At 45.5% G+C, this 24,384-nt stretch carries 22 protein-coding genes; 14 read left to right on the forward strand and 8 right to left on the reverse strand.

The genetic code is table 11. The features are described 5' to 3' along the window. The first annotated feature begins 796 nt into the window (after nt 1–796). Both CVV54_08040 and CVV54_08045 read left to right on the forward strand, forming a co-directional pair. The gene (locus CVV54_08040; protein ID PKL04041.1) at nt 797–2,539 is read left to right on the forward strand and encodes a hypothetical protein; all 1,743 of its coding nucleotides are present in this window, start codon (nt 797–799) and stop codon (nt 2,537–2,539) included. A 37-nt stretch (nt 2,540–2,576) separates the two neighbouring features. After that, entirely contained in the window at nt 2,577–3,764 is a 1,188-nt protein-coding gene (locus CVV54_08045) for a beta-aspartyl-peptidase (GenBank protein PKL04042.1), read from the forward strand. 150 nt (nt 3,765–3,914) lie between these two features. Here CVV54_08045 and CVV54_08050 read toward each other — a convergent pair whose 3' ends face one another. From CVV54_08050 to CVV54_08075, 6 genes are all read right to left on the reverse strand, one after another. Beyond that, a complete protein-coding gene (locus tag CVV54_08050; GenBank protein PKL04043.1) occupies nt 3,915–4,136 on the reverse strand; it encodes a hypothetical protein in 222 nt (73 codons plus the stop codon). 34 nt (nt 4,137–4,170) lie between these two features. Further along, nucleotides 4,171–6,720 (reverse strand): hypothetical protein, encoded by a 2,550-nt coding sequence (locus CVV54_08055; GenBank protein ID PKL04044.1) that lies wholly within the window; start codon nt 6,718–6,720, stop codon nt 4,171–4,173. Between the two features lie 53 nt (nt 6,721–6,773). Next, nucleotides 6,774–7,442: a nucleotidyltransferase domain-containing protein gene (locus CVV54_08060; protein PKL04045.1), complete on the reverse strand. Its 669-nt coding sequence runs from the start codon at nt 7,440–7,442 to the stop codon at nt 6,774–6,776. Nucleotides 7,443–7,467: 25 nt separating this feature from the next. Continuing rightward, nucleotides 7,468–8,136 (reverse strand): hypothetical protein, encoded by a 669-nt coding sequence (locus tag CVV54_08065; protein PKL04068.1) that lies wholly within the window; start codon nt 8,134–8,136, stop codon nt 7,468–7,470. A 315-nt stretch (nt 8,137–8,451) separates the two neighbouring features. Then, nucleotides 8,452–9,147: a hypothetical protein gene (locus tag CVV54_08070; GenBank protein PKL04046.1), complete on the reverse strand. Its 696-nt coding sequence runs from the start codon at nt 9,145–9,147 to the stop codon at nt 8,452–8,454. Nucleotides 9,148–9,365: 218 nt separating this feature from the next. Next, nucleotides 9,366–9,929, reverse strand: coding sequence for a nitroreductase (locus tag CVV54_08075; GenBank protein ID PKL04047.1), 564 nt, complete (start codon nt 9,927–9,929; stop codon nt 9,366–9,368). A gap of 239 nt (nt 9,930–10,168) precedes the next feature. On the opposite strand from CVV54_08075, the gene CVV54_08080 reads away from it, so the two are divergent. Next, nucleotides 10,169–10,999: an AraC family transcriptional regulator gene (locus CVV54_08080; protein PKL04048.1), complete on the forward strand. Its 831-nt coding sequence runs from the start codon at nt 10,169–10,171 to the stop codon at nt 10,997–10,999. 41 nt (nt 11,000–11,040) lie between these two features. Continuing rightward, nucleotides 11,041–11,463, forward strand: a complete 423-nt coding sequence (locus CVV54_08085; protein ID PKL04049.1) for a DUF2000 domain-containing protein — start codon at nt 11,041–11,043, stop codon at nt 11,461–11,463. 229 nt (nt 11,464–11,692) lie between these two features. Here the strand turns inward: CVV54_08085 and CVV54_08090 are convergent, their stop codons facing one another. Next, on the reverse strand, nt 11,693–12,016 hold the full coding sequence (locus tag CVV54_08090; GenBank protein PKL04050.1) for a carboxymuconolactone decarboxylase family protein: 324 nt from the start codon (nt 12,014–12,016) through the stop codon (nt 11,693–11,695). 209 nt (nt 12,017–12,225) lie between these two features. Between CVV54_08090 and CVV54_08095 the strand changes: the two genes are divergently transcribed. From CVV54_08095 to CVV54_08135, 9 genes are all read left to right on the forward strand, one after another. Then, nucleotides 12,226–12,636 (forward strand): hypothetical protein, encoded by a 411-nt coding sequence (locus CVV54_08095; protein PKL04069.1) that lies wholly within the window; start codon nt 12,226–12,228, stop codon nt 12,634–12,636. 288 nt (nt 12,637–12,924) lie between these two features. Beyond that, entirely contained in the window at nt 12,925–13,536 is a 612-nt protein-coding gene (locus CVV54_08100; protein ID PKL04051.1) for a hypothetical protein, read from the forward strand. Between the two features lie 40 nt (nt 13,537–13,576). Continuing rightward, nucleotides 13,577–14,968 (forward strand): hypothetical protein, encoded by a 1,392-nt coding sequence (locus CVV54_08105; GenBank protein PKL04052.1) that lies wholly within the window; start codon nt 13,577–13,579, stop codon nt 14,966–14,968. Nucleotides 14,969–14,979: 11 nt separating this feature from the next. Continuing rightward, nucleotides 14,980–15,972, forward strand: coding sequence for a hypothetical protein (locus tag CVV54_08110; protein PKL04070.1), 993 nt, complete (start codon nt 14,980–14,982; stop codon nt 15,970–15,972). Beyond that, nucleotides 15,965–16,909 (forward strand): multidrug ABC transporter ATP-binding protein, encoded by a 945-nt coding sequence (locus tag CVV54_08115; GenBank protein PKL04053.1) that lies wholly within the window; start codon nt 15,965–15,967, stop codon nt 16,907–16,909. Before CVV54_08110 ends, CVV54_08115 begins: the two co-directional genes overlap by 8 nt. Then, nucleotides 16,906–17,862: a multidrug ABC transporter ATP-binding protein gene (locus tag CVV54_08120; protein PKL04054.1), complete on the forward strand. Its 957-nt coding sequence runs from the start codon at nt 16,906–16,908 to the stop codon at nt 17,860–17,862. The genes CVV54_08115 and CVV54_08120 overlap by 4 nt, the downstream gene beginning before the upstream one ends. Next, nucleotides 17,859–18,992 carry a hypothetical protein gene (locus CVV54_08125; GenBank protein PKL04055.1) on the forward strand — a complete coding sequence of 378 codons (1,134 nt, stop codon included), beginning with the start codon at nt 17,859–17,861 and terminating at the stop codon, nt 18,990–18,992. Before CVV54_08120 ends, CVV54_08125 begins: the two co-directional genes overlap by 4 nt. A gap of 7 nt (nt 18,993–18,999) precedes the next feature. Next, entirely contained in the window at nt 19,000–20,094 is a 1,095-nt protein-coding gene (locus CVV54_08130; GenBank protein PKL04056.1) for an ABC transporter permease, read from the forward strand. 181 nt (nt 20,095–20,275) lie between these two features. Next, the gene (locus tag CVV54_08135; protein ID PKL04057.1) at nt 20,276–20,875 is read left to right on the forward strand and encodes an AraC family transcriptional regulator; all 600 of its coding nucleotides are present in this window, start codon (nt 20,276–20,278) and stop codon (nt 20,873–20,875) included. Between the two features lie 156 nt (nt 20,876–21,031). Here CVV54_08135 and rsgA read toward each other — a convergent pair whose 3' ends face one another. After that, complete coding sequence (rsgA, locus tag CVV54_08140) at nt 21,032–22,111, reverse strand: ribosome small subunit-dependent GTPase A (GenBank protein PKL04058.1); 1,080 nt, start codon at nt 22,109–22,111, stop codon at nt 21,032–21,034. 566 nt (nt 22,112–22,677) lie between these two features. On the opposite strand from rsgA, the gene CVV54_08145 reads away from it, so the two are divergent. Continuing rightward, nucleotides 22,678–24,105, forward strand: a complete 1,428-nt coding sequence (locus CVV54_08145; protein PKL04059.1) for a [FeFe] hydrogenase H-cluster radical SAM maturase HydG — start codon at nt 22,678–22,680, stop codon at nt 24,103–24,105. The last annotated feature ends 279 nt before the right edge of the window (nt 24,106–24,384 follow it).

Below are 24,384 nucleotides of genomic sequence, written 5' to 3' on the forward strand. Positions count from 1 at the left end.
CATTTCGATCTGACCTATATCAAATATTATCACCTTTGGCCGTAACAAGCCACACAAAAAAATAGCAGTTGATCAAATTAACATACTATATGAATATATAAATTTAACATTCGAAGGGGATTTTGCGAAAGTTGGATCTGTGCTTACAAGAAAGAGACTAGACTGCATGGCTTAATCACTTCATTTGTTTCTTTTGTATTGATCTTAATTCTTGTACAACCAAGAAGACTTGGAAAGGCTTTATACTTATCTTTTTTTAAGCCGTTTTTCCGTCAATAGCTATCAGGATCTAATCCTCACTTTTAACATAAAAGAGTCATTTTAAGGCAACAGTAGTATAATTAGACGATAAAAAGAAACCATCCGGAAGCTCGGTTTAATTTTTATAAAACAATCCCTCTGTTCGATCTGTTGAAATTGCGCCTCATAGGCTCAATATAATTAGAGATAGTCTTATTTCAGCAAATCCTGTGGGGCAATAGAAACTCTGCAAAAAAATATTATCAAAAAGCTGTTGGGATCCTCTTGATGACTAAAGCTCAAACTAAATCTACTCTTGGTACTGCAAATTTAAACTTTCAAAAGCCAATTAATAAATAATAAAAAAACTCAATTTTGTTTAGCGCAACAGGGTCATTTTTATATTTATTCTGCCTGTATACCGCAAAGGAGGTCATATCATCCGGTAGATGATTATTGGTGATCATAATGTTGTCATTATCAAAATGTGGCCTTAGAAATACCTTATTTCTTCTATTGAAAGGGAGACTAACAATAATTTATTGGAGGGATCAACATGTCTTTCAAAAAAGAAAACGGACTTAAGGGCAGCAGAGACCTTACGAAGATGCGAACTCCACACACATACGCAATTATCTTTTTTGTAGTGCTTTTCTGCTGGATCCTGACGTTCATCGTTCCGGCAGGCAGATTCAGCGTTCATGACATTGAGTACAAGGGAGCAGCCGGCGAGACAAAGACTCGAACTGTCCTGATGCCGGAGACATTCAGGTACAGTTATGACCTGAATGCTCAAAACCTGTCTTCGGAGCTGACAAAGCTCTCTGAGAACACAGATGCAGCGAAAGAGGCAGGTGTTGACCAGGGAGCGCTCCAGGAGTTTGTCAAGACGGACTCAACTAAATGGAGTCAGTCTGACCTGGATGACCTTGGACTGACTGATGACGTACTCTACAAAATGTACGGGGAATCGATCTATGACACCAACAATAAATTGCACAATACAGCAAAGATCTGGGGTACAGATGATTTTTACGGATTCGGCTTCCTCAACTACATCTTTGAGGGACTTGTAACAGGAAGCAAGTACGGTTCTGCAGTCGGTATCGTTGCGCTTATCCTTGTGGTTGGCGGAGCTTTTGGGATCATAATGAAGACAGGTGCCGTCGAATCCGGCATCTATGCTTTCATAAGGAAGACGAAGGGGCTTGAAAAACTTGCCCTGCCTCTCTTGTTCTTCTTATTTTCACTTGGCGGTGCCACCTTTGGCATGTCTGAGGAAGTTATTCCGTTTGCAATGATAATGGTACCCTTTGTAATAGCGCTCGGGTATGACTCGATCGTTGCCGTAACTGTGACCTTTGTTGCATCCCAGGTCGGCAACGCCACCTCATGGATGAGTCCCTTCAGTGTCGCCATCGCCCAAGGGATAGCAGATATTCCGGTACTTTCCGGAGCAACCTTCAGGCTTACGCTCTGGTGCATAGTGACTGCGCTTTCTGCAGGTTACATGATGCTCTATGCTGAAAAGATCAGGAAAAACCCACAGCTCTCCGTCGTTTACAACTCTGACAGCTATTTCAGAAACAAGATCGAAAACACAACGGAAGAAGAAATGCGCTTCACACTCGGGCACAAGTTGATATTGCTTGAGATGCTGGCTGTACTGATCTGGATAATCTGGGGCGTTACACAAAAGGAATACTACATCCCGGAGATCGCTTCCCAATTCTTTGTGATGGGTCTTGTTGCGGGTATAACGGCGGTCATCTTCAAACTAAATAACATGGGTATAAATGAAATGGCCTCCTCTTTCCAAAGCGGAGTCGCCGACCTTGCCGGAACTGCGGTTGTTGTCGGCATGGCAAAGGGGATACTGCTTGTCCTCGGTGGCGCTGATGCAACAGTCGCGTCTGCACTTAATACGATACTCTACAGCATCGGCAACATGCTTCAGGGAGTCCCTGCCATTATTACAGCATGGTGCATGTACATATTCCAGAGTCTCTTCAACCTCGTGGTCACATCCAACTCAGGACAGGCAGCCCTTACAATGCCTATCATGGCTCCGCTTTCCGACGTTGTAGGCGTATCGAGACAGATAGCGGTACTGGCCTATCAGATGGGCGCCGGTTTTGTCGATGCTTTCACACCTGTTTCGGCAAGCCTTATCGGGGTGCTCGGAGTTGCGCGCATTGACTGGTCGACCTGGGCAAAATTCCAGATAAAGATGCAGGGATTCTTCTTCCTGATGGGTACTATTGCTATCATCGTAGCAATATCGATCAACTTCCAATAGTCGAGGACTAAATAGGATGTAGGGGGTGAAGATCAAAATGATCACCATAATACGAAATGCAGATGTCTACGCTCCGGAACATCTGGGCAAAAAGGACGTCCTGCTGCTTGGCAATAAGATTGCGGCAGTAGACGATCACATTTCTTTCGACATCAAAGGCAAGGTAGAAGTAACAGAGATCGATGCGGAAGGGAAATCATTGGTCCCGGGGTTCATAGACTCACATGTCCATATCCAGGGTGGAGGCGGTGAGGGCGGATTTTCCACAAGGACGCCCGAAGCGACATTGACAGATATAACCACTGCGGGTGTAACGACCGTTGTAGGCTGTCTCGGAACAGACGGCACAGCAAGAGACATGGTCTCTCTCCTTGCAAAAGCAAAGGGCCTTGATGAAGAAGGCATCACCACATACATATACACCGGATCATACAGGCTTCCGGTAAAAACGATAACCGGAGAGATAATGAAGGATATCATGGTAGTCGATAAGGTCATCGGGATCGGAGAGATCGCGATATCAGACCATCGTTCCTCGCAGCCTGCCTTCGAAGAGTTCGTGAGGGCTGTCTCTGATGCGCGAGTAGGTGGAATGCTTTCAGGAAAAGCCGGGATAATAAACGTCCATCTTGGCGACGGCAAAAGAAAGATAGATCTGATAAAAAGAGCTGTCAAAGAGACGGAGATCCCCCTTGCCCAGTTCCTGCCTACTCACATCAACAGAAATCAGGAACTTTTTGAAGAGTGCGTAAAGTATGCCAAAGAGGGGGGCTACATCGATTTCACAGGAAGCGACGATCCCGACTTCTGGGAAAAAACTGACGGAGAAGTCCGCTTCAGCAAAGGACTCCGGAGACTTTTGGATGAAGGGATCTGCCTTGATAATTTCACTATCTCCTCGGACGGGCAGGGAAGCCTTCCGATATTCAACGAGAAAAAGGAGTATGTGGGACTGGGCGTAGGCAAGTCGCACTGTCTTATCAAAGCAATAAAAGAGTGCGTTTTCCGAGAGAACATTCCCCTGGAAACAGCGATAAGGGCACTGTCCTCCAACCCTGCCAAGATCCTTAAACTTAAGACAAAAGGAAACATCATGGCCGGAATGGATGCAGACCTCTGCATCCTGGACAGGGATATCGACGTTGACACAGTGATCGCAAAAGGCAGGATCATGGTACGCGGAAAGAAACCGGTGGTGTTTGGTACTTTTGAACAAAGCATCTAACCGCGTGCTGTGTGAAGATATTGTTAGCCAATATTGGTCTGATCAAGGGGCAAATCAGTATGTGGGGCAGCAATCCTACCCCTCATACTGATTTATGCAAATGTAAAATATCATTTTATATTTACTTAAGTTTTTAGTTGTCAGAACTGACTAGCCGAGAATGTGGTCCTTTATTTTGATAAAGATAACAGTCTGATTTTTTAAGGATATCTTGCCGACCTGATATCCGTGATCAAGTAATTCTTTTTTGTATTTCAGGAAAGAGTGGTCTATTGGAACACCCGCGATTTTCCCTATCTCCTCAAAAGAGAGAATCATTATATCCTTGTCCTCTCTCTTTATATGCTCCCAAAGCCGATCATATTTGCTCATTCAGATCACCTGCTCAATATATTTATTTGACGGATCAAGGTCTTACCCCCTTTGGGCCTTTAGAGATAAGCATTGCTGCTGCTGCGAGAACAGCCGGAAGGGACAATTCATGGGGCACTGCAACGTATCTCGGCTCCCAGATGGGTTTGTATTTTTCTTTGTAATGCCTAAGCCCCTGGAAATTATAAAATGTATTCCCGTGCTCATATAACATTTCAGCAGTCCTGCCCCATAGCGACCCGTTAAGCCCACCTGTCACTCCGGAAAGCGGCGCCATCCCCAGGTCGAAATAGGCGTACCTCTCCTCTTTTGCCCACAGCATAAGATTCAAAAAGAGGAATTCCATCGTATCTGAAGGAGCGTTGTCCATGTATCTCATCATGTCGGGTGAGACCTCATTTTTGCCTGCGCTTGTCCAAATGTTTGCAAATGCCTGTATTTCTCCGTCTCGCTCTACTACTGCGATCTTAAAATTACTAATGTATTCTTCGCTGAAAAAGCCCAGTGAAAATCCTTTTTCATGCCCCTGCTTCGATTTGAGCCACTGCCCGGATATTTCCCTGAGCCTGGGGAGTACAGTTTTGACCTCATCATCAGAGAGAATACGGAATGCGGAACCATCCCTGTCCAGTTTTTTAAGGGTATGTCTCTGTCCGTGCCATTCGGATCCCTTCTCAAAAGAGAGATCTGCAAGGGGGACCTTGGCGTTTTCCCCGATCTTTACCGATGCAAGTCCCTGTTCTATGTAAAGGGAGAGGTCCCTCTCCGATACTTCGTAATAAACAACTTTCTTTCCGTTCATATCAGCTTTTTCCCTGAAGGACCATGTCAGGTCCCGGAATTCTTCACCTTCTCCAAAGAGGTCCCCCATAACGAACCAGTATGGCCCCTCTTCAGCAAAACATATCATCGACCTGCCCGTCGGACTGAAGAAGAATGATTTGTCCCCCGTCAGTGCAAGGAATGCCGACGCGTCCGGGGACGATTTTGCTATATTTAGCGCCTTTTCAATATCCGTCCCGGTAGGAACCATTGAAATATCCGGCTTCACCCTGAATAGTTTTAATAGGGGAAGAACAAGTGCGGCGGCGGAAAGCGTGACGCTTGCCCTTAAAAACCACGGGGCCTTTCCGGAGAGCGCGAACTGCAGAATACTGAGGCTTGCATATTCTGAATGCCTGAACGAAAAATAGCCAAGCCATGCTGAAGAGGTCAGAACAACTGCCGCAGGCATCACCCTGTCAAACGATATGCCGGGCGAAAGAAGCTTAGATTCCCTGTCGAAATTTTTCCGGGCCGCCATAAGAGGCAGAAGTAAAACTCCCAGTATCAGGGCCTCCTCATAATCAAGACCTTTTAATACAGAAAAGCCGATACCCGCAGCCATTAAAGCAATTGTCAGCATCCATGCAACGCGAAGCCTTCTCTTTATTCCCTGAGCGAGAAAGAGGAGAAAAAGGCCTGCCAGACTGCTCAGGAAGTGAGATATCTCGATGATATCCATCGGTATAAATTTATCAAGTATGGCGAGCCGCTGCGGCAGTCCCGGCGTTGAGCCTGAAAATAACAGGACCGCACCGGAAGCGAAGACCCCCAAAGACAAAATCGCGGGGTATATCCCAATAAATTCTTTCCCTGCGCTAAGAGTCGCACTTTTTACATCTCCGCACGTGGAAATTAGTTGGCGTCCTCCCATCAGAACAGCTGAAAGGCAGAGTGGAAACAGGTAATAGATCACCCTGTAGACCAAAAGTGCACCTATCATTTCTGTCCCCGAGTACCAGGGAGAAAGGGTCACCATAAGGGTCGAGTCCAGAACTCCAAGCCCTCCCGGAACCTGACTCATTCCACCCAGAAGCACAGAAATGACGTAGCATCCCGTGTAGTGGAAAATAGAAATGTCGCTGTTCGGCAAGAGAGAGAAAAGGACCATTGATGCACATAGATAATCGGCTGCGGATATCATGATCTGTGCAATAAAATATTTGAGCGGGGGAAGGGATATATCCTCTCCCCTGATTTTTATGCTTTTCCCGGACCAGCTGAGAAGTGCGGCGGAAATTACAAATATAAGTAATAAGAAGCCGGGTATTTTTCCCCATTTTTCCAGCAAATGTATCCGCGCTATCATACCGGCAGGTTCCGAGAGTAAAAGTACTCCAAGTATCCCTGCGGATCCAAACCATATAGTCAGGTTGCAGAAGCCAAGGACTTTTGCCGTCTCCGAGGTGTTCAACCCGTAAGCGCTGTATATGCCGTATCTTGTTGAACCTCCGGTGAGCAGGGACATTCCCAGGTTGAACGAGATCGTGTTGCTGACGAATGAGGCAAATCCGACCTTTGTCCAATGAAGTTTTTTGCCAATATATTTCAGCGCAAGACCATCATTGAGAGTGAGTATAGCGTAGTTTATTATCGTGAAGAATAAGGCAAGGAGGAGCCTGTAATCAGATATTTCCCCGACCGATCTCCTTATGTCCGCAAAATTGTACTGAGAAATTTCTTTATGGAGAAAATATACGGCAAAGGCTGTGATGACAAGGCCTATTAACTTGATGATCTTTCGTCTTGTCGGGAATTCCACTGAAGACCACTCCTTACAACATTTAATATCAGCCGCTCTAGATTTTACGGCCTTTATATTTTAGTATTTTGGATAAGCCTGCTCGACCATTCAAGCATGTTTTTTGAGAGCTCTTTGAATCGGTCATCATCAAGTATGGGAGCATCAAAAAGGGACATTGACTCAAGAAGTTTTCTCTCTTCTTCAGGCAGGAGAGGGATCAGGTCGGATTTTTTCTTAATAAAATCACCTGTCTCGTAAAAATGCTCCGCGATCATTACAAAAAATGATGTCTTGTATAGTGAGCGCAGGATCTGCGCATCGTATTCGTGGAGGAAGTTATGGCTGCACATGTGATAGATGTTGCAGGCTCCCAGTAAGACAGCTCTTTTGACATCAGACCTATTGATCAGGGGCAGCAGATGATTTATGCTGCCAAAGTAAGGCGCCGTATCATGATAGAACTGGAAGAGATCAGCTTTATCCCAATTTGTCAGCTCGTTCCTGCCGGAGACAAAACCGCAGATTTTTTCCCTATGTGGCATTTCGCCGATCAGATCCTTATACCTTTCCAAATCGCTCATAGCAAGCTCGCTGAAAATCACGACCACATCTATGTCGCTGCTCTCCGTGGCCTCTCCTCTGCCGTAGCTTCCCTGTAAGCCTATAAATTCAAGTTTTTCTCCAAAAGCAGCCCTCAGTTTTTCAGTAAAACACTTCATCCAGACTTCGATTTCCAGCATATTTGTTTCCTTCCCAGTATAAGTTTTACTCTGCAGATCTGACTTGTTTAAGGATCGTTTCAGCCATCGGCGAGAAGACACGCACATAAGATTCAATATCATCCAAATGCAGTAAAATCTCTTTTTCATCTATTCCGGCAGGCGCATACACCGTATATATGACCTGCTTTGTTTCTGGACCGATGCAGGTTCTTCTGTCGGGTCCTCTAAGGATACTCGAAATGACAGCTTCACCGTCTGTTATCATAATGTCCCCCGGCACTGTATTTGCCTCTTTGCCGTTCATGCAGATATAACTCTCTTCTCCGGTCGCAATTTTGAGTAGGATCGGTTCAATGAGTTTTTCAAGGTCATGTCCTGCTGTCAAGATCATGTTCTTCATTTCAGCCATAAACATCGAATCTACCAGTCCTGAGACGCTCATCGACTTTTTGCCATGGGCGACAGATTCCAATTGCTGAAGCACATGGTAGGTATACCCATATTTTTTATAATAAGAAACGTAGGCCGCCATAGGATGGATTTGCTTAAGTTCCTGCCTGTCCATCTGCGCGTACTTCTCTCTTATCTCTTCTTCAAGGAGGCATTTGACCTTATCCAGTGCATCACTCGATCTGGGATTCTCAACGTTGGAAATCGCCAGCAATCCGATCTGACATCCGTAGGCTTTTTCGTTCAGTTCATTCTGGATCATGATCATTGCCCAATTACCTCCTGATATTTTTGAGATCTTTCCACAATTTATTCGTTCATTGGCAATTGAGACAGGTAACAGATTATGGCTACTCAATGCCAAGCGACATTTCCCAAACGAACTCAAAATAGGTTTCAAATGCTATGTAGTTAATATATTTTCTAAACAGGATAGCATTCTTTCTGAACTGCTATGGCAAAGGTTCAGTAGTTACAACTTACAAGCACTTACCAACCGCTTCACGCGGCATGATTTTGGCCGCAGTTTCACTATTGTACTGTTAAGCCAGGGCTGCCCCTGTCTCAATTGCACAAATTATTTCTTTTCAACACCAGTAACCTTCATCTTTCCATCGATTAGCTTTTTGGTGGTCTTGACCTCATAAAGCTTCAATTTTCCGTTTGCATCCTTAAGCTTCTTATATTCGGTTATCACTGTTTCGATAAGCAGAGGCCGTCCGTTGGAATATTTGTAAATATCCCTTGTATATATGTTCGCACTTTCTCTGTTGTCAGAGATGATCAATTTGGCCTTGCTGTTAAATTCCGGCGATGTCATGTCGTCAAGGAACTCAGCATGGACAAATTTGCCTGACTTTTTATCCCACAGGAAACATATATATGGGATGTTGGGGCCCGGCGGAAGCATAGCAACAATCCTGAAATCATTAATGCCGTCGAAATCCATATCCTCAATGATTATGTCGCTGCCGGTGCCCGGGTCGGGACATGTCGTAAAGTCATCCCCGAAAGGGTTGACGTCAGCGATATTTATCGTCTGCAGCAGGTGGTTTTTCCCTTCGTAAACCTTGATCTTGTCATACCCGCCGGAAGCTGTGTCCGGAAATTTTGCACCGCTGAACTGAACTGTCAGGAGGCGGCTGTCTGAGACCTCTATCGTCTTAGATAATATGAAAGTGTTTGTACTTGCTGCGCAGGCTTCGCCAACCGTCAACAGGGCAATTATTATAAAGATCGCCGTTATTAATTTTGACTTTTTGCTCTTTAACATCAAAATTCCTCCTGAAATGAGAACTTTTCGTATTATACGTTCATCTCACATATCTGAGGTACTAGGCTTCCCCAAAAGTAAGCACCACACTCTTTAAACAATCCCCTACGAAAAGTAAGGGATCGATCAACACAGAAAAATTCAGAGTGTGGAATACCGGAATGACCGTTGGGACAGGATCACCGCAAATCAGAGCACGTTCGTGATTGAGGGAGCTCCTATTTTAATAATTTGAATTTCTCAACTTTTTCAGCAAACTGACTGCTCCACCTTTCATACATTACAGTTTCCCTGATCGGTTTTCTTTCAGTTTTGTGGCGGTCGGCGTTTAGAAAGCCATCTGCCGGATAGCCCAGCAGCAAAAGAGCTGTAGGCTCTATGTATTCGGGTATCCCGAATTCTTTTCTTATTATTGCCGGATCAAAGAGTCCTACCATCACGCTTCCAATATTAAGCTCCCTGGCTGCCAGCATCATATGATCACATATGATCCCTATATCGAGATCCCCGGAACATTTGCCGTCAAAAGGACGGATCAGGGGATCGCTTTTATCCTGGCAGACGATCATGACGCACGGTGAGCCAAAGGTCCTGTATGCCTTCTCCACTTTCTTGATATTCTCAGGCTTTTCGACAACTATGATCCGCTGCGGCTGTCTGTTGCATGCGCTTGGGGCAACGCGACCTGCCTCTAATATTATATTGAGGTCTTCTTTTTCTATCTTCTTATCTGTAAATCCACGCGTAGTGCATCTTTGTTTTGCAAGTGTCAAAAGATCCATTCTGTTTTCACCATATCCTTTGTCTCTGGTCTTTATCCGGACTAGTTTTTTACATTTTACACCCGTGAGGACAAAGGAGACTGTTCAATAAGAATGTTATCCATAACTGGGTCAACTTCTGTAAAATGCTTGTAACAGCAGAGTAATAAACTAAAATAACAGAGGGCAATATCGTACAAGAATATCGTTCCGGTTTGATATAAAGTGATATCAAGCTCTTTTGAAAAGAGGAAAATGAAATGGAACAGGAGACAAGAACAGTTAAGTATGACCCTGAACTGAAGATAGAAGCTTATTCTTTCAAGGGCATAATGCAAAAATTTCCCAACCACTTTCACGACTATTACGTGATAGGTTTCATTGAAAGCGGGGAGCGCTGTTTATCGTGTAAAAACAGAAAATACACGGTTGAACCGGGAGATCTCCTCCTGTTTAATCCCCGAGACAACCACACCTGCGAGCAGATAGACGGGAGGACCCTTGACTACCGCTGCATCAATGTCCATCCTGAGACAATGAGCAAGGCGGCTTTCGAAATCACGGGGAAAGAATATCTTCCATATTTTTCCCCTGCGGTAATCTTCCACAGCGAGCTGGCTTCTTTGCTTCGTGAGCTGCACATGATCATAATGGAAGAGGAAAAGGACTTCAGAAAGGAAGAAATATTTTTCTTTCTCCTGGAACAACTGATAGAAGAATTCTCCGAGGAAGGAATTGAGCAATCAGGACCAGAAGAAAACCGGGAGACAAAGATCATTTGCAATTATCTTGAAAAAAATTATATGAAAAATATAACTCTGGATGAACTGAGCGGGCTGACCGGTTTGAGCAAGTATTATCTGCTGAGGTCATTTACAAAACAAAAGGGAATTTCTCCATACAGATATCTGGAAACAATAAGGATCGACAGGGCGAAAAAACTGCTTGAACAGGGAGTATTGCCGATAGAAGCGGCTTTGCAGACGGGATTTACTGACCAGAGCCATTTTTCAAACTTTTTTAAGAAATTTATCGGGCTGACTCCAAAGCAATATATGAATATTTTCATTGATCCGTCCGGTGACAAGTAAGTAAACCGACAAATTCTTGTTTAACAAAGGAGAAGCAATAAATGAGCAATAAGGCCGAAAAATGTGTCATGGTAATAGATTCTGAACTGCCGGCAGGAGTGATCGCAAATACATCCGCGATCCTGGGTATGACACTGGGAAAACGCTTCCCTGAACAGGTCGGGAATGATGTCACAGACGCTTCTGAGAAAACTCATCTTGGAATAATTACGGTACCTGTCCCCATACTGAAGGGCAGCAGGGAAATGCTCAAAAAATTAAGAGAAAACCTATACAACACTGAGTTCAACGATCTGACAGTGGTCGATTTTTCTGATGTAGCACAGGGCTGCATCACGTACGACGAATATATTTCCAAAGCGGCAGAAATCCCGGAAGAGGATCACACATATTTGGGAGTCGCAATTTACGGAGACAGGAAAAAAGTCAACAAACTCACAGGATCCATGCCCCTTTTAAGATGATCCCTACAAAGGATCCCGTTCATAGAGTGAAAATGACTTTGAGGACCAATATGCACTTGACTGAATAACTCGGTAACGAAATCTCATACAAATACTGGAAATCACACAATTTCATGCAAAAGTGTGATGGCCGGAGCAACTCGCGTATACGAGAAAACAAAAAAACGGGGAAATATTCCCCGTTTTTACAATAGTATGCAGGTTTGTTAGAACTAAGTTCTGTTTTCGGTCATTCCGCGCAGGTGCACTTGATGTTTCCGGCGAGGATCTCTTTCCAGTCTCCTATGACATCATGGGTCCAACAGTCGTCAGCTCCTGCGGATTCCCTCATGGTAAGCGCAAAGATGTAGCTCAGCTCCTCAACTGTCGCACCGGCTTCAAGGGCACCTTTGAAATGTTTCAGAACGCAGGGCTTGCTGCGGCCCTTTATGGAGAGGGCGAAGCACAAAAACTGGTATGTTTTTTCATCGATCGGCATTTTCTTTTTGTAGAGAGCATCGATCTCATCAAGTTTCTGAGTAAATTCAGGAAAAAACTGCTCAAGCATCCTCATTTTGCATCCCAACCTTCATTGTTTATTTGTATTTTCTCTTAATTTGAAAATATACTATATTACATAGACGCATGTCAATATATTGTTTATTTTTGTGCACCTGTAATGTATAGTATTTGATCAGAAGAAAAAAATTAATACCTGATTCCTAAATCAATAAATCCAGACTGCAGGGGGAGGTAAGTCAACATAAAATGTGGAACTACTATATGCCGATCATAATTGTTATCTGTTCAAACACTCTTTATCACGTATGCTCCAAATCCACACCGCGAGATGCAAACATGTTCATGTCTCTTATTGTCACATATCTTGTCGCAACCGCCTCCAGCATTGCTTTTTATCTTTTTTCCGTTCAGAACAGGGGGCTGGTGCTGGATATAAAATCTCTGAACTGGACAAGCATTCTGCTTGGCATTGGTGTTTTCGGCATTGAGCTTGGATTCATCAAAATGTACCGCACCGGCTGGGACATCAGCGCAGCCTCTCTTCTGACCAACGCGGCAATTTCGATCCTGCTAATTTTCATAGGCCTGATCTTCTACCGTGAACACCTTTCCTCTAACCAAATGATAGGAATAGCTCTTTGTCTGGCAGGGTTGTTTTTCTTCAACAGATAAGGAAAGCATTAGAGAAAAGGCATCTGAGCACTGCTCACAAAGATCTGTGCCTTAATAAATTGACCCCGATAAACCTTGCTGCTGTGTTAACTTAGAGGCAAGAGCCGAGTTTCCCCTTACTGCTTTTGGCAAAGATCAGCCATTTAGCATAGCCATTGATAACGCTTGCTATCGATCAGCATAATTTATATCAAACGCTATAATTCAGCACCTCCCTATTGACATCCCTCTCGTTGAACCGCTATACTTTTGTGAAAGTGAATTCACTTTCATTAAGAGGTGTTATTTATGTCAAGAAAAAGGTTGAGTTCAACACTCAGACAGCAACAGATCCTCGATACCACATTGGAGATAATCGCTGAAAAAGGGGTCGGAGGGGTCAGCACCGCTGAGATCGCGCAGCGGGTCGGGATCGTCCCTTCTGCCCTTTACCGGCATTTCGAGAGTAAAGAGGCTTTGATAGATGCGCTGCTTGATCGCACCCATATGATCCTCTTTGAAAATGTGCGAAAAATGACCCTGAAGAAATCGGATCCAAAAGAGGATCTGAAAAGTCTTTTCCTCCTCCATCTGGAATTTATAAGAAAGAACCCGGGGATGCCTAAACTTGTCTTTTCGGATGCCGCTGTCTTTGGATCTCCCGAGCGCAAGGAAAAGGTCCTTTCAATAGTAAAAAATTACATGAACAAGCTTACGGAGATAGCGGAAAAAGGCAGACGGGATGGGGATTTCCTTCAGGATATTTCGCCTGAAGCAGTCGCTTTCTCAATGGTCAGTTTTGTACAGTATGTAGGACTGATCTCTAACCTCAGTGACGGAAAAACCGACATAGGCGAATTGGCAGAGCAGGCATGGGGCTACATCGAAAGGGCCATCCGGACTGATCTGACCAAAGGATAGTTCCGAATTCTGTTCGGTTATAAGAAAGGAAGTAGGTTCTATGAAAACAAAATTTCTAATAACTGTCCTCCTGCTGTTGACGTTTTCCATAGCACTGCCCCGGACGGCGGATGCAAATGGGGTTGAAAAACCTGCGACAACGGGCCTCGAACTTTGGAGAGCAATGGAAATGGCAGAGCAAAACAACCCCGGGTTCAAAAGCAGTAATGTTGAAAAAGAAAAAAGTGAGATCGACATTAAGATAGCGGAGGGAATGCAGTCTCCCAAAATCGACATTTGGGGTTCTACAACTCTTTCAGACTATCCTTATACAGTGGTACCAATAAGAGAGGTTGGAGTCTTTCCTCCACTGGACAGACATATTACCCGTTTTGGCGTCGAACTGAATATCCCGCTTTACACCGGAGGGAAGCTTCAGGCTGAAAAAAAATCTGCTCAAAAGACATCAGCTGCAGCCTCTGAAGGTCACGAGCAGCACAGGCAGGATCTTCTCTACAGTGTCGTCTCCGTTTATTCCAGGTCTTTGTATTTTCGCGATATGAAAGAGACATCAGCAAAAAGGATACTGGCGCTCGAAGAAGAAGAGAGAGTCCTGAAACTCCTTCTGCAGGAAGGAAGGATACCAAAGCTGGACCTTCTGAGACTGCAGACTCATCTCTCCCAGGCAAGGCACGATCATATCGTTTTCGATCAGGCGGAAAAGGATTCCCTTTCTCTGCTTGGCACGCTGACAGGTAACCAAGATCCTGTAAAGTCGATAGTGGAAATACCGGCGGAGACAGAACTGGGTGCCCTGGATCAGATAGGACAGACTGATATTCTTGCAAACAACCATGCTGTAAAAAAATCATCACTTATCTCCGAGGCTTCTTTCGCAAGATCTCAGGCAGTAAAGGGCGAAACGAAGCCCCAGGTCTCATTTTTTGGAAGGGGAACCGGCAGTTTCGGGAGTGATACGGAACTTTATGATGACTGGCAGGCCGGGCTTCAGGTCACTATAAAAGTATGGGACGGACATGTAAACAAAAACAGGATCGAAAAATCGTTGCTGGACATAGAAAAAGCAAAGCTTGATCTGGACGAGACACGAAATCAGACCCTCAATGAAGCAAGGGAAGCCTCAGGCGCGGTGAGAGAAGCAGGATCAAAGATCCTGACAGCCAGCAAACAACAAGAAGAGGCGAAAGAGGCTCTGAGGATCGAGAAACTTAGATATGAAACAGGCGAGAGCACTATTACTGACCTGCTGAGTGCCGAATCAGAACTTTGGTCGGCGGCCGCAAGCAAAAGCAAGGCTTACTATGAAAAGATCGCCTCTGAAGCTAATGTATTGAGGATATTGGGAAAACTTTCGCCTAAAAGAATGCGCTTCACTGGAAAAGAGAACTTTGATGATGTAAAAATCTCCGCGAAAGATGAGGTCGTGAGGTAATGCAGAAGAAAATCAACAAAAAACTGATCCCTGTTGTCATAGTCGCTCTGGCTGCGCTTTTTGCGGCATATACTCTTTTTTTGAAAGGCAGTGAAGATGACCCGAACATGATCTTTGCCTCCGGCACGATCGAAACAACAGATGCAGACATGTCCTTTATGGCAAACGGAATTTTGAAAGACCGTAAGGTCAACGAGGGCGACACTGTACACCGCGGCGACCTGATCGCTGAACTGGACAGCAGGGAGGCCGAGGCAAGGCTTCGCCAGAGCGCAGCTGCAGTCGAGACTGCACGTTCAAGATTAAAGGATCTAAGCAGCGGTTACAGAAGCCAGGAGATAGCGGAGGCCGAAGCTCAGACAGCTCAGTTCAGGTCAAACTGGAACAACCTGAAAGATGAAGCAGAAAGGTCTGAAAAGCTTTTTAACGGCGGGGCGATAAGCAGACAGAGGCTGGACCGCGACGTTACAGCTGCCGAAGTAGCCGGCTCACAGCTGAACGCAGCTCAGAAAAAGCTTGAGCTTATCCGTTCAGGATTTAGGGAAAACAGCATAGATGGAGCAGCAAACCAGCTTAAAGAGGCCGAAGCAGCGGAGCAGGCAGCAGAGGTAATAGTATCCAACCATGTTCTGAAAAGCTCTCTGGATGGCGTCGTCTCAAAGGTCTACGCAGAACCCGGAGAGATGATCGCGATGGGAAAACCGGTGCTTACCTTGACGAGCCTGGAAAGGCCCCGCGTAAAAGTATATATTCCCGAATACAGGATCGGAAGGATCATGCTCGGCCAGAAGGCGGACATAACGGTAGATTCTTTTCCGGACAAAAAGTTCCCCGCCACAGTGACCTTCATTTCACCCGAAGCTGAATTTACCCCTAAAACGGTACAGACAGCCGAAGAAAGGGTGAAACTCGTTTTTGCCGTCGAAGTGACAGTGGAAACAACAGATGGGCAGTTAAAACCTGGAATGCCTGCGGACGTCACTATAGACCTAAGCGATGAATAGTCATAAGGATACGGATAAAGCCATAGAGATACAAAACCTGGGCAGAGAGTTCGGTCAGTTATGGGCTGTTCGGGGGGTGGATCTCTCTGTAAATAAAGGAGAGATCTTTGGCCTGGTAGGACCCGACGGCGCAGGGAAGACTACCGTTATGAGAATGGCAGCCGGAGTTCTTCTGCCCTCCGAGGGGGATATCCTCGTGAACGGGTACTCTGTCATATCGGATCCGGAAACAGTGAAAAAAAAGATCGGATATATGTCTCAGAAGTTCGGCCTTTACGGAGACCTGACAGTACTTGAGAATTTGCGTTTTTACGGGGACCTTTATGAGATCCCCCGCAAAAACAGAGATGCCGCGGAAGATAAGCTTCTTGGATTCAGCAACCTTACCCCTTTCAAGAACCGAAAAGCAAAGGATCTGTCCGGCGGCATGAAACAGAAACTCGGACTGGCATGCTCCCTGATACACCAGCCTTCCGTGCTTCTTCTCGATGAACCGACTAACGGGGTCGACCCGGTTTCCAGAAGGGATTTCTGGAAGATACTTCATGAAATGGTAAAAGAGGGAGTAACTGTTTTTGTCTCGACATCTTATCTGGACGAAGCGGAGAGATGCGAGCGGGTCGGCATGATGCAGGAAGGAAGGCTGACCATGTGCGACAACCCGAGGAATCTCAAAAAGACAGTATCGGGAAGCATCCTTGAAATAATGAGCGATGATCCGGGGAAGACTCTTCAGGCTTTGAAGAAAAAATACGGGAAGATGAGTTCTGATATCGTATCCGGAATGATACGTTTCAGGCTGCCGGAAAACTCTTCACCCGAAAAAATCGAAAATGAAATGAAAGACATGGGGGTCGCACCCATGTCGATAAATGAGGCGCGCCCGACTCTCGAAGATGTTTTCGTCAGTCAGGCTATGAAAGCGGATGCACAATGAAGGAAGAATTTGCCGTAGAAGTAAAGGGGCTGACAAAGGTTTTCGGAAACTTTACAGCAGTAGACCATATCGACCTTAAGGTCATAAAGGGGAAAATTTTTGGTTTTCTTGGCCCAAATGGGGCGGGGAAATCAACGACGATAAAAATGCTGTGCGGTCTGCTCCTGCCTACATCAGGAGAAGGGACAATAGCAGGGTCTGATATTTTCAGAGAGTCAGAGGAAATAAAAAAGAAGATAGGATACATGTCGCAAAAATTTTCTTTATATGATGATCTGACTGTTGAAGAAAACATAGATTTTTTTGCAGGGATATACAGAGTCCCCAAATCCATCAGGCCTGAAAGAAAGGCCTGGATACTTGAAATGTCGGACCTCACCACACACACCTCCAGCATCACCCGTTCTTTGGCGGGAGGGTGGAAACAGAGGCTCGCACTTGGCTGCGCCCTTATCCACCAACCACCCATCGTCTTTCTTGATGAGCCTACTTCCGGAGTGGATCCGATCTCCAGAAGACGTTTTTGGAACCTGATATCAGATATCGCACGGGAAGGGACCACCGTCTTCGTTACAACGCACTACATGGAAGAGGCTGAATACTGTGATGAGCTTGCGCTGATCTACAAAGGAAAGATGATCGCAAAGGGGACTCCAACCTCCATAAGAGAGGATTCAATGCCTTCTGACCTGATAGAGCTATCTGTGAGCAGGCCTTTTGAAGCGATCGAAGTTTTGGGAAATTCAGGATCAGTCGCGAGTGCCTCTATCTTCGGAGACGGGCTTCATTTAATTCTTAAAAATGGAGACTACGATGGTGAGACAATAAGAAAGATCCTCTCTGAAAAGAGCTTTGAGATCTACTCGATAAATAGTGTAAGACCGTCTCTTGAGGATGTCTTCGTCCATCTGATCGAAAAAGAAGACGCATTGTTGGAGCGTGGTCAAAAATGAACAACGACGGCATAAGAAAGATTTCGTTCCGCAGACTTGCTGCGGTCGTCAACAAAGAATTCATCCACATTATGAGGGACAGCAGAAGTCTGGCCATGGCGTTTCTAATGCCAGTCATACTCCTCTTTATTTTTGGCTATGGCATAACTATGGACATTAAAAGCCTCAATATGGGTATTTATGACATGGATAAGACAGCCGAGAGCAGGGAACTGATAGAGAGATTCAAGGCGTCCGGTTATTTTAAGATCGTTGGAACGGTCAGCTCCGGCAAAGAGATAGACCGCATGATAGACCGGAACATAGCCCATATGGTCCTTGTGATCCCTGAAGGTTTCAGCGGGTCTGTGAAAAAAGGGATACCGGTGGACATACAGGCCATTTATGACGGAAGCGATGCCAACACGACCTCCATTGCAATGGGCTACACAGAGGCTATTGCTTCACGATATTCGCTCTCAAAGGGAGCAAAGGGACTTTCAGGCCAGATCGACCTCAGGCTGCGTGTCTGGTATAACCCGGAACTAAAAAGCCGATGGTTCATCATCCCCGGCCTTATTGCCATCATCATGGGTGTGATAAGCGCCCTTCTGACTTCGCTGACCGTATCAAGGGAATGGGAGCAGGGCACAATGGAACAGCTTCTCTCGACCCCCATTCATCCCGTGGAACTTTTTTTGGGTAAAATAACCCCCTATTTCCTTATCGGGATGATAGACCTTCTGATCTCTGTCGCGGTAGGTGTGTGGGTTTTCGGGGTTCCGTTGAGGGGCAGCCTGCTTTTCCTTCTGGCAGTTTCATCACTCTTTCTGGTTGGGGGATTAAGTCTGGGGATACTCATTTCTACTGTCGCCAAGTCCCAGCTCGTAGCAAGCCAGGCAGCTTTTGTCCTGACGCTGCTTCCTGCTTTCATGCTCTCCGGATTCCTCTACTCTATAGACAACATGCCCGTCTTCATCCAGAAAATAACATATGCAGTCCAGTCGCGCTATTTTGTCACAGTAATAAAGGATATCTTCCTAAAAGGAAACCATCCGTCTGTTTTGATCAGGGAGATACTTTTCCTCTTTGCATTCACTGCTGTTGTCTTTACCGCTGCTATCAAAAAATTTAAGAAGAATATGAGATAGGACGATCATGGGAGAAAGAATTTTACATTTGATGATAAAAGAGTTTATACAGGTCTTGAGAGATCCACGGATGAAGGCAATGATCTTTGTGCTTCCGGTGATACAGCTTTTGATCTTCGGATACGCTGTTACTACAGATGTTGACCGGATAAAGACGGTCGTCATGGACAGCGACCGAAGCGCACACAGCCGTCAGCTGGTCGAAGGCTTCACTTCCTCCGGACTCTTCAGTATCATCGCATACCCTGAAAGTGATGCTGAAATTACGGAAGATCTTGACCGGGGCAGAGCTGTAGTCGGAATAAACATCAAAAAGGGATTTGCTGAAGATCTGCTAAGCGGGAAACATCCCGTTGTTCAGATACTTGTTGACGGGACAAACTCCAATGACGGCACTCTGGCGATGAACTACTCCCAACGCATAATTTCCGATTTCGGAAGAGATGATCAGAGCAGAAATCTGGTCAACGTACAGGGGAGGGCCTGGTACAATCCGGACCTGAAAAGCAGAAACTATAACGTCCCCGGGGTAATAGCGATCATCCTGCTCATGACATCACTGCTTCTGACATCCATGGCCATCGTCAGGGAAAAGGAAATAGGAACGATGGAACAGCTGATGGTAACGCCGATGCGGCCGATAGAGTTTATCCTGGGGAAATCGCTGCCCTTCGCTATCATCTGTTTTATAGATGTCATAGTTGTAAGCTTCGCAGGCATGGCATGGTTCAAGATACCGATCAGAGGCAGTATGCCGCTGCTCCTTTTTGCCGCGACACTCTTCCTTATGTCATGCATAGGCATAGGGCTTCTGATCTCTACGATCTCCAAAACACAGCAGGAGGCATTGATGTCATCATTTTTCTTTTACTTCCCTGCCGTCCTGCTTTCAGGATTCATGTTCCCAATTTCAAACATGCCCATACCGGTGCAGTGGATGACGACGATAAATCCGCTCAGATATTTCCTTGTGATAATAAGAGGCATTTTTCTTAAGGGAACAGGGTTAGCTGAACTGTGGACCCAGCTGGTCGCACTTGCCCTTCTTGGAGTTTTCTTTCTTCTTTTCAGCGTGTCCAGGTTCAAGAAGACAATAGACTAACTGTCATCAAAATAGGTATATTTATCTAACGCAAAAGTGAAATCTAAGTGAAAATATGAGCACAACCTTGCCCAAATATGGGTTAAGGTGTAGGTTATTAAGTGGCGATGTCCAACAGGGTCATATTTGTTCAAAAACAGGGCTAATTTTAAGTATTTGACGAAAGATGAGGATAAAACAAATGAAAAACGTGGGCATTTACATGTTTAACAAGGTTGAGCTTCTGGACTTTGCGGGCCCCTATGAGGTCTTTTCTTCGACTTCAGAATCAAACGACCATAAGGCCTTCAAAGTATTCACCATTTCTGAAGATGGAGGAGCGATCAAGTCCGTGAACGGACTTATTGTTATCCCAGACTACAGCTTTGACAACCACCCAAAGATAGACATATTGATCATCCCCGGAGGCGAAGGGACAAAAAACGAGATAAAGAAGAAAAAGGTCATGGAATGGGTCAACAAAACGCAGGGATCAGCGGAAATAATGGCTACGGTCTGTTCAGGTGCGAGGATCCCCGCTGTCCTCGGACTTCTCGACGGTCTTGAGGCTACAACCCACCACTCGGTCATAGAGGACGTTAAGAAGCTTGCTCCCAAGGTTACCATCGACCACACAAAACGCTTTATCGACAACGGAAAGATCATGACCTCAGGAGGGATCTCCGCAGGGATAGACCTCTCTCTTCACATCGTGAAAAAACTCTGCGGAGAAGAGACGGCTAACAAGACAATGGAATATATGGAATACGGAGAGGCAGCGCCAAAGCCGCCTACGGCGTGAAACTGCGACTAAAACTTTTCGCGTGAAGCAGTAGTGGAGCAATGGTGAAACGGTTATGAAAGCTGGCGGGGTAACGCCCGCCGGAAGTCAATTGGAAATCAATGGCAAATCGGTTGCGAATAAGTGGTTGGTGATCAGGGGGTAATTTCTCTGCGGTCACCGCTTCTTTTTTTCTTTTACCTCTCTCATTAGCCTTTTCATTTCACCCTTGCTTCCGAACATTCTGTTGATCTTTTCATTTTCCAGCTGGCGTGAATTAAGGCCGTCATAGGCGATTTCCCGCTGAAGCTTGAGGTAATTTTGGAAGCGCTCCTCAGAAAGCTCGTTTTCCTCTATCGCTTTTCTCACAGCGCAGCCCGGTTCCGTAGTGTGGGTGCAGTCCCTATATCTGCAGTTAAGGGCAAGCTCGTTGATGTCCTCAAAAGACTTCTCAAGGTTTCCCCCGTAAAGGTGCAGCTCTCTCATCCCGGGTGTATCTATGACCAGCCCGCCGCCAGGCAGTAAAAGCAGCTGACGGTGAGTCGTAGTATGCCTTCCCCTCTCATCGGACTCACGGATCTCTTTTGTGGCAAGGACTTCCCTTCCAATGAGATGGTTTATGAGTGTAGATTTCCCTACCCCTGAAGAGCCGATGAACGCAATGGTATTTCCATCTTCAATGTAAGGATAGACCGCATCGATCCCTTTTTCTTCAGCGCATGAACATATTATGATGTCAGCTCCCGAGCTGACTGAAGAGACTTCGGTGATCTTTTGTTCGAGGTCCCCGCAGAGATCCGCTTTGGTAAGGACGATCACAGGAGAGGCCATGCTGTCCCACGCAATGGAAAGGTATCTCTCAAGACGACGAAGATTGAAGTCTGTATTGAGCGACATACAGATGAATATCGTGTCCACATTTGCGGCTACTATCTGCACATCCTCTTTGGTGCCTGCCGCCCTTCGCGCAAAAAAACTTTTACGCTTGAGGATGTTGCGAATGACCGAATTGCCTGAATTTCCATCCATCCTGTCTATCATGACCCAGTCGCCCACGGCTGGGAAATCCATAGTTCCTTCGGCTGCATAATGAAGTTTGCCCGATACGCTTGCCTGGAGCTCTCCATCTTCACTGATCACCTTATATATGTAGTGGTGCTGTTCAGAGACCCTCGCAGGATAAAGTCCCTCATAAAAAGAAGCCTCCTGTTCGAAACGCTCCGTAAATCCATACTTTTTCAAGTTTGTGTATTGCATGTTTTATCCCCCGCTGTTTTCTCTGATTACAGACTATCACCATACTGATAGGTGAATTATATTACCATATAGGAAATTGGAACATCTCGCATCCCTGATTTAGCAAATCTTGTGATCCTTCGCTTCAATGCATGACAGTACAATAGTGAAGATACGATGAAAACATGTCGCGGTTTAGAAACCGTTGTTTGGTGCGGACAAATGATCATTATAACTTGCCATACGGTTTATCCTGTGAACTCTATAGACTTAAATGATTTTTTATGGAAAAAATTAGCCAAATAACATCTTATTTATATTAATTTCTAATAAAATCATATATAATATTAGTGATAAAATTCACAGTCTCACCATCTGCTGCCCTGGCGCTTTCCGGAGCAGGAGAAAGGGATAGTGATGGAGACCATCTGTCTCTCTGAACTGATCGGAGGGAAGGAGAGGACCGTTTAAGGTTTTCGATATGCGCCTGACGGACCTTTCGTATTATTTACGAAGGGTTTTTTTGTCAGCCTCTTTTCCTGCACTTTCCCGACCTTTTGGCTGTGACAAAAAAGGAGGATACCGTATTGTACGATCCAAAACAGTTTCAGGACGCATCGTTTATTGACGATGCAGAAATACTCTCTTCACTCGAAAAGGCCAAGGAGCTCGCGAAAGACAAGGTTTACGTCCGTTCACTTCTTGAGAAGGCAAAGACGTGCAAAGGGCTCGATCACAGAGAAGCCGCCGTCTTGCTCGAGATAACAGATCTGGAGCTCGAAGCCAAACTTTATTCCCTTGCAAAAGAGATCAAAGAAAAGATCTACGGCAGGCGAATAGTTCTTTTTGCCCCTCTATATGTTTCAAACTACTGCATCAACGGCTGCGAATACTGCGGATTCCACAAAGACAATGCTTCGATGCACAGGAAAAAGTTAACGATGGAAGAGATAGACGAGGAGGCAGACGCTATTCTGGCCCTCGGGCACAAAAGGATAGCTATGGAATCGGGAGAAGACCCTGTCAATTCGCCGCTTGACTATATTATTGACTGCATGAAACGCGTTTACGCTTATAAAAACAGCAGAGGTGATTCCATCCGCCGGATCAACGTCAATATAGCTGCGACCACCGTTGAAGAATATCAAAAGCTAAAGGCTGCAGACATAGGCACTTTCATTCTCTTCCAGGAAACATTCCATAGGCCGACCTACGCAAAGATGCATCCTGTTGGTCCCAAAAACAATTATGACTGGCATACGACAGCCCTCCACAGAGCCCAGCAGGGAGGCATAGATGATGTTGGGACCGGAGTCCTATACGGCCTTTACGATTACAAGTACGAAGTTACGGCACAGCTGATGTTTGCCGAACATATGGAAAAAATGTTCGGTGTGGGACCTCACACTATCTCCGTCCCCCGCATGAGGGAGGCAGAGGGAGTGGATCTGAAGAAATTTCCATATCTCCCAACAGATGATCAGTTCCTGAGGATAATCGCGGTAATAAGGGTAACAACTCCATATACAGGGATGATCCTCTCGACCAGAGAAACTCCCGAAACACGCAGAAAAGCCTTAGAGCTTGGGATATCACAGGTGAGCGCAGGGTCATGCACCGGCATCGGCGGGTATCATAAGGACATCGCACACCCGAAATGCGAAAATACTGCTCAGTTCAAAGTTTCTGATGAAAGGACTCCTGGTGAGGTCCTCACTTGGCTTTGTGAGGACGGATACATCCCGAGCTACTGCACAGCATGCTACAGACAGGGACGTACAGGTGACCGTTTCATGTCCCTTGCCAAATCAGGACAGATAAAAAACATATGCCAGCCCAACGCACTCCTTACCTTCAAGGAATACCTCATCGGTTACGGTTCTGATAAGCTGAAAAAGGTCGGGCAAGCTGTAATAGAAAAAGAAATAGAGGAGATCCCCAGCGACAAGGTCAAAGAACTTACAAAGGAACGTCTTAAAAAACTGGAACAGGGAGAACAGGACCTCTTTTTCTAGCCCATTCCCGCGCCCCGCTTTCAGCCGCAATGCCAAGTGGACCCCCGCTACGGCGTATTGGTCATACATCGAAGCGGGGGTCCGGAAGCCTTGCTAAATCAGGGCTGCGCTTTTAGGTTTTAGCGATAGTCAACGGCAATATAGCAATTGGGATTTAGAGTGAGTGATAAGGACGCAACATGTGATGTTCCGAACCGAGACCAGCTATCAAAAGTCAATAGGTAATTAGAAAATAATTAAAAAGCAATAGGTATCATGACAAGTAAATATAAGTGGCAA

This window comes from Synergistetes bacterium HGW-Synergistetes-1 (assembly GCA_002839185.1).
Lineage (GTDB): Bacteria > Synergistota > Synergistia > Synergistales > Synergistaceae > Caenicola.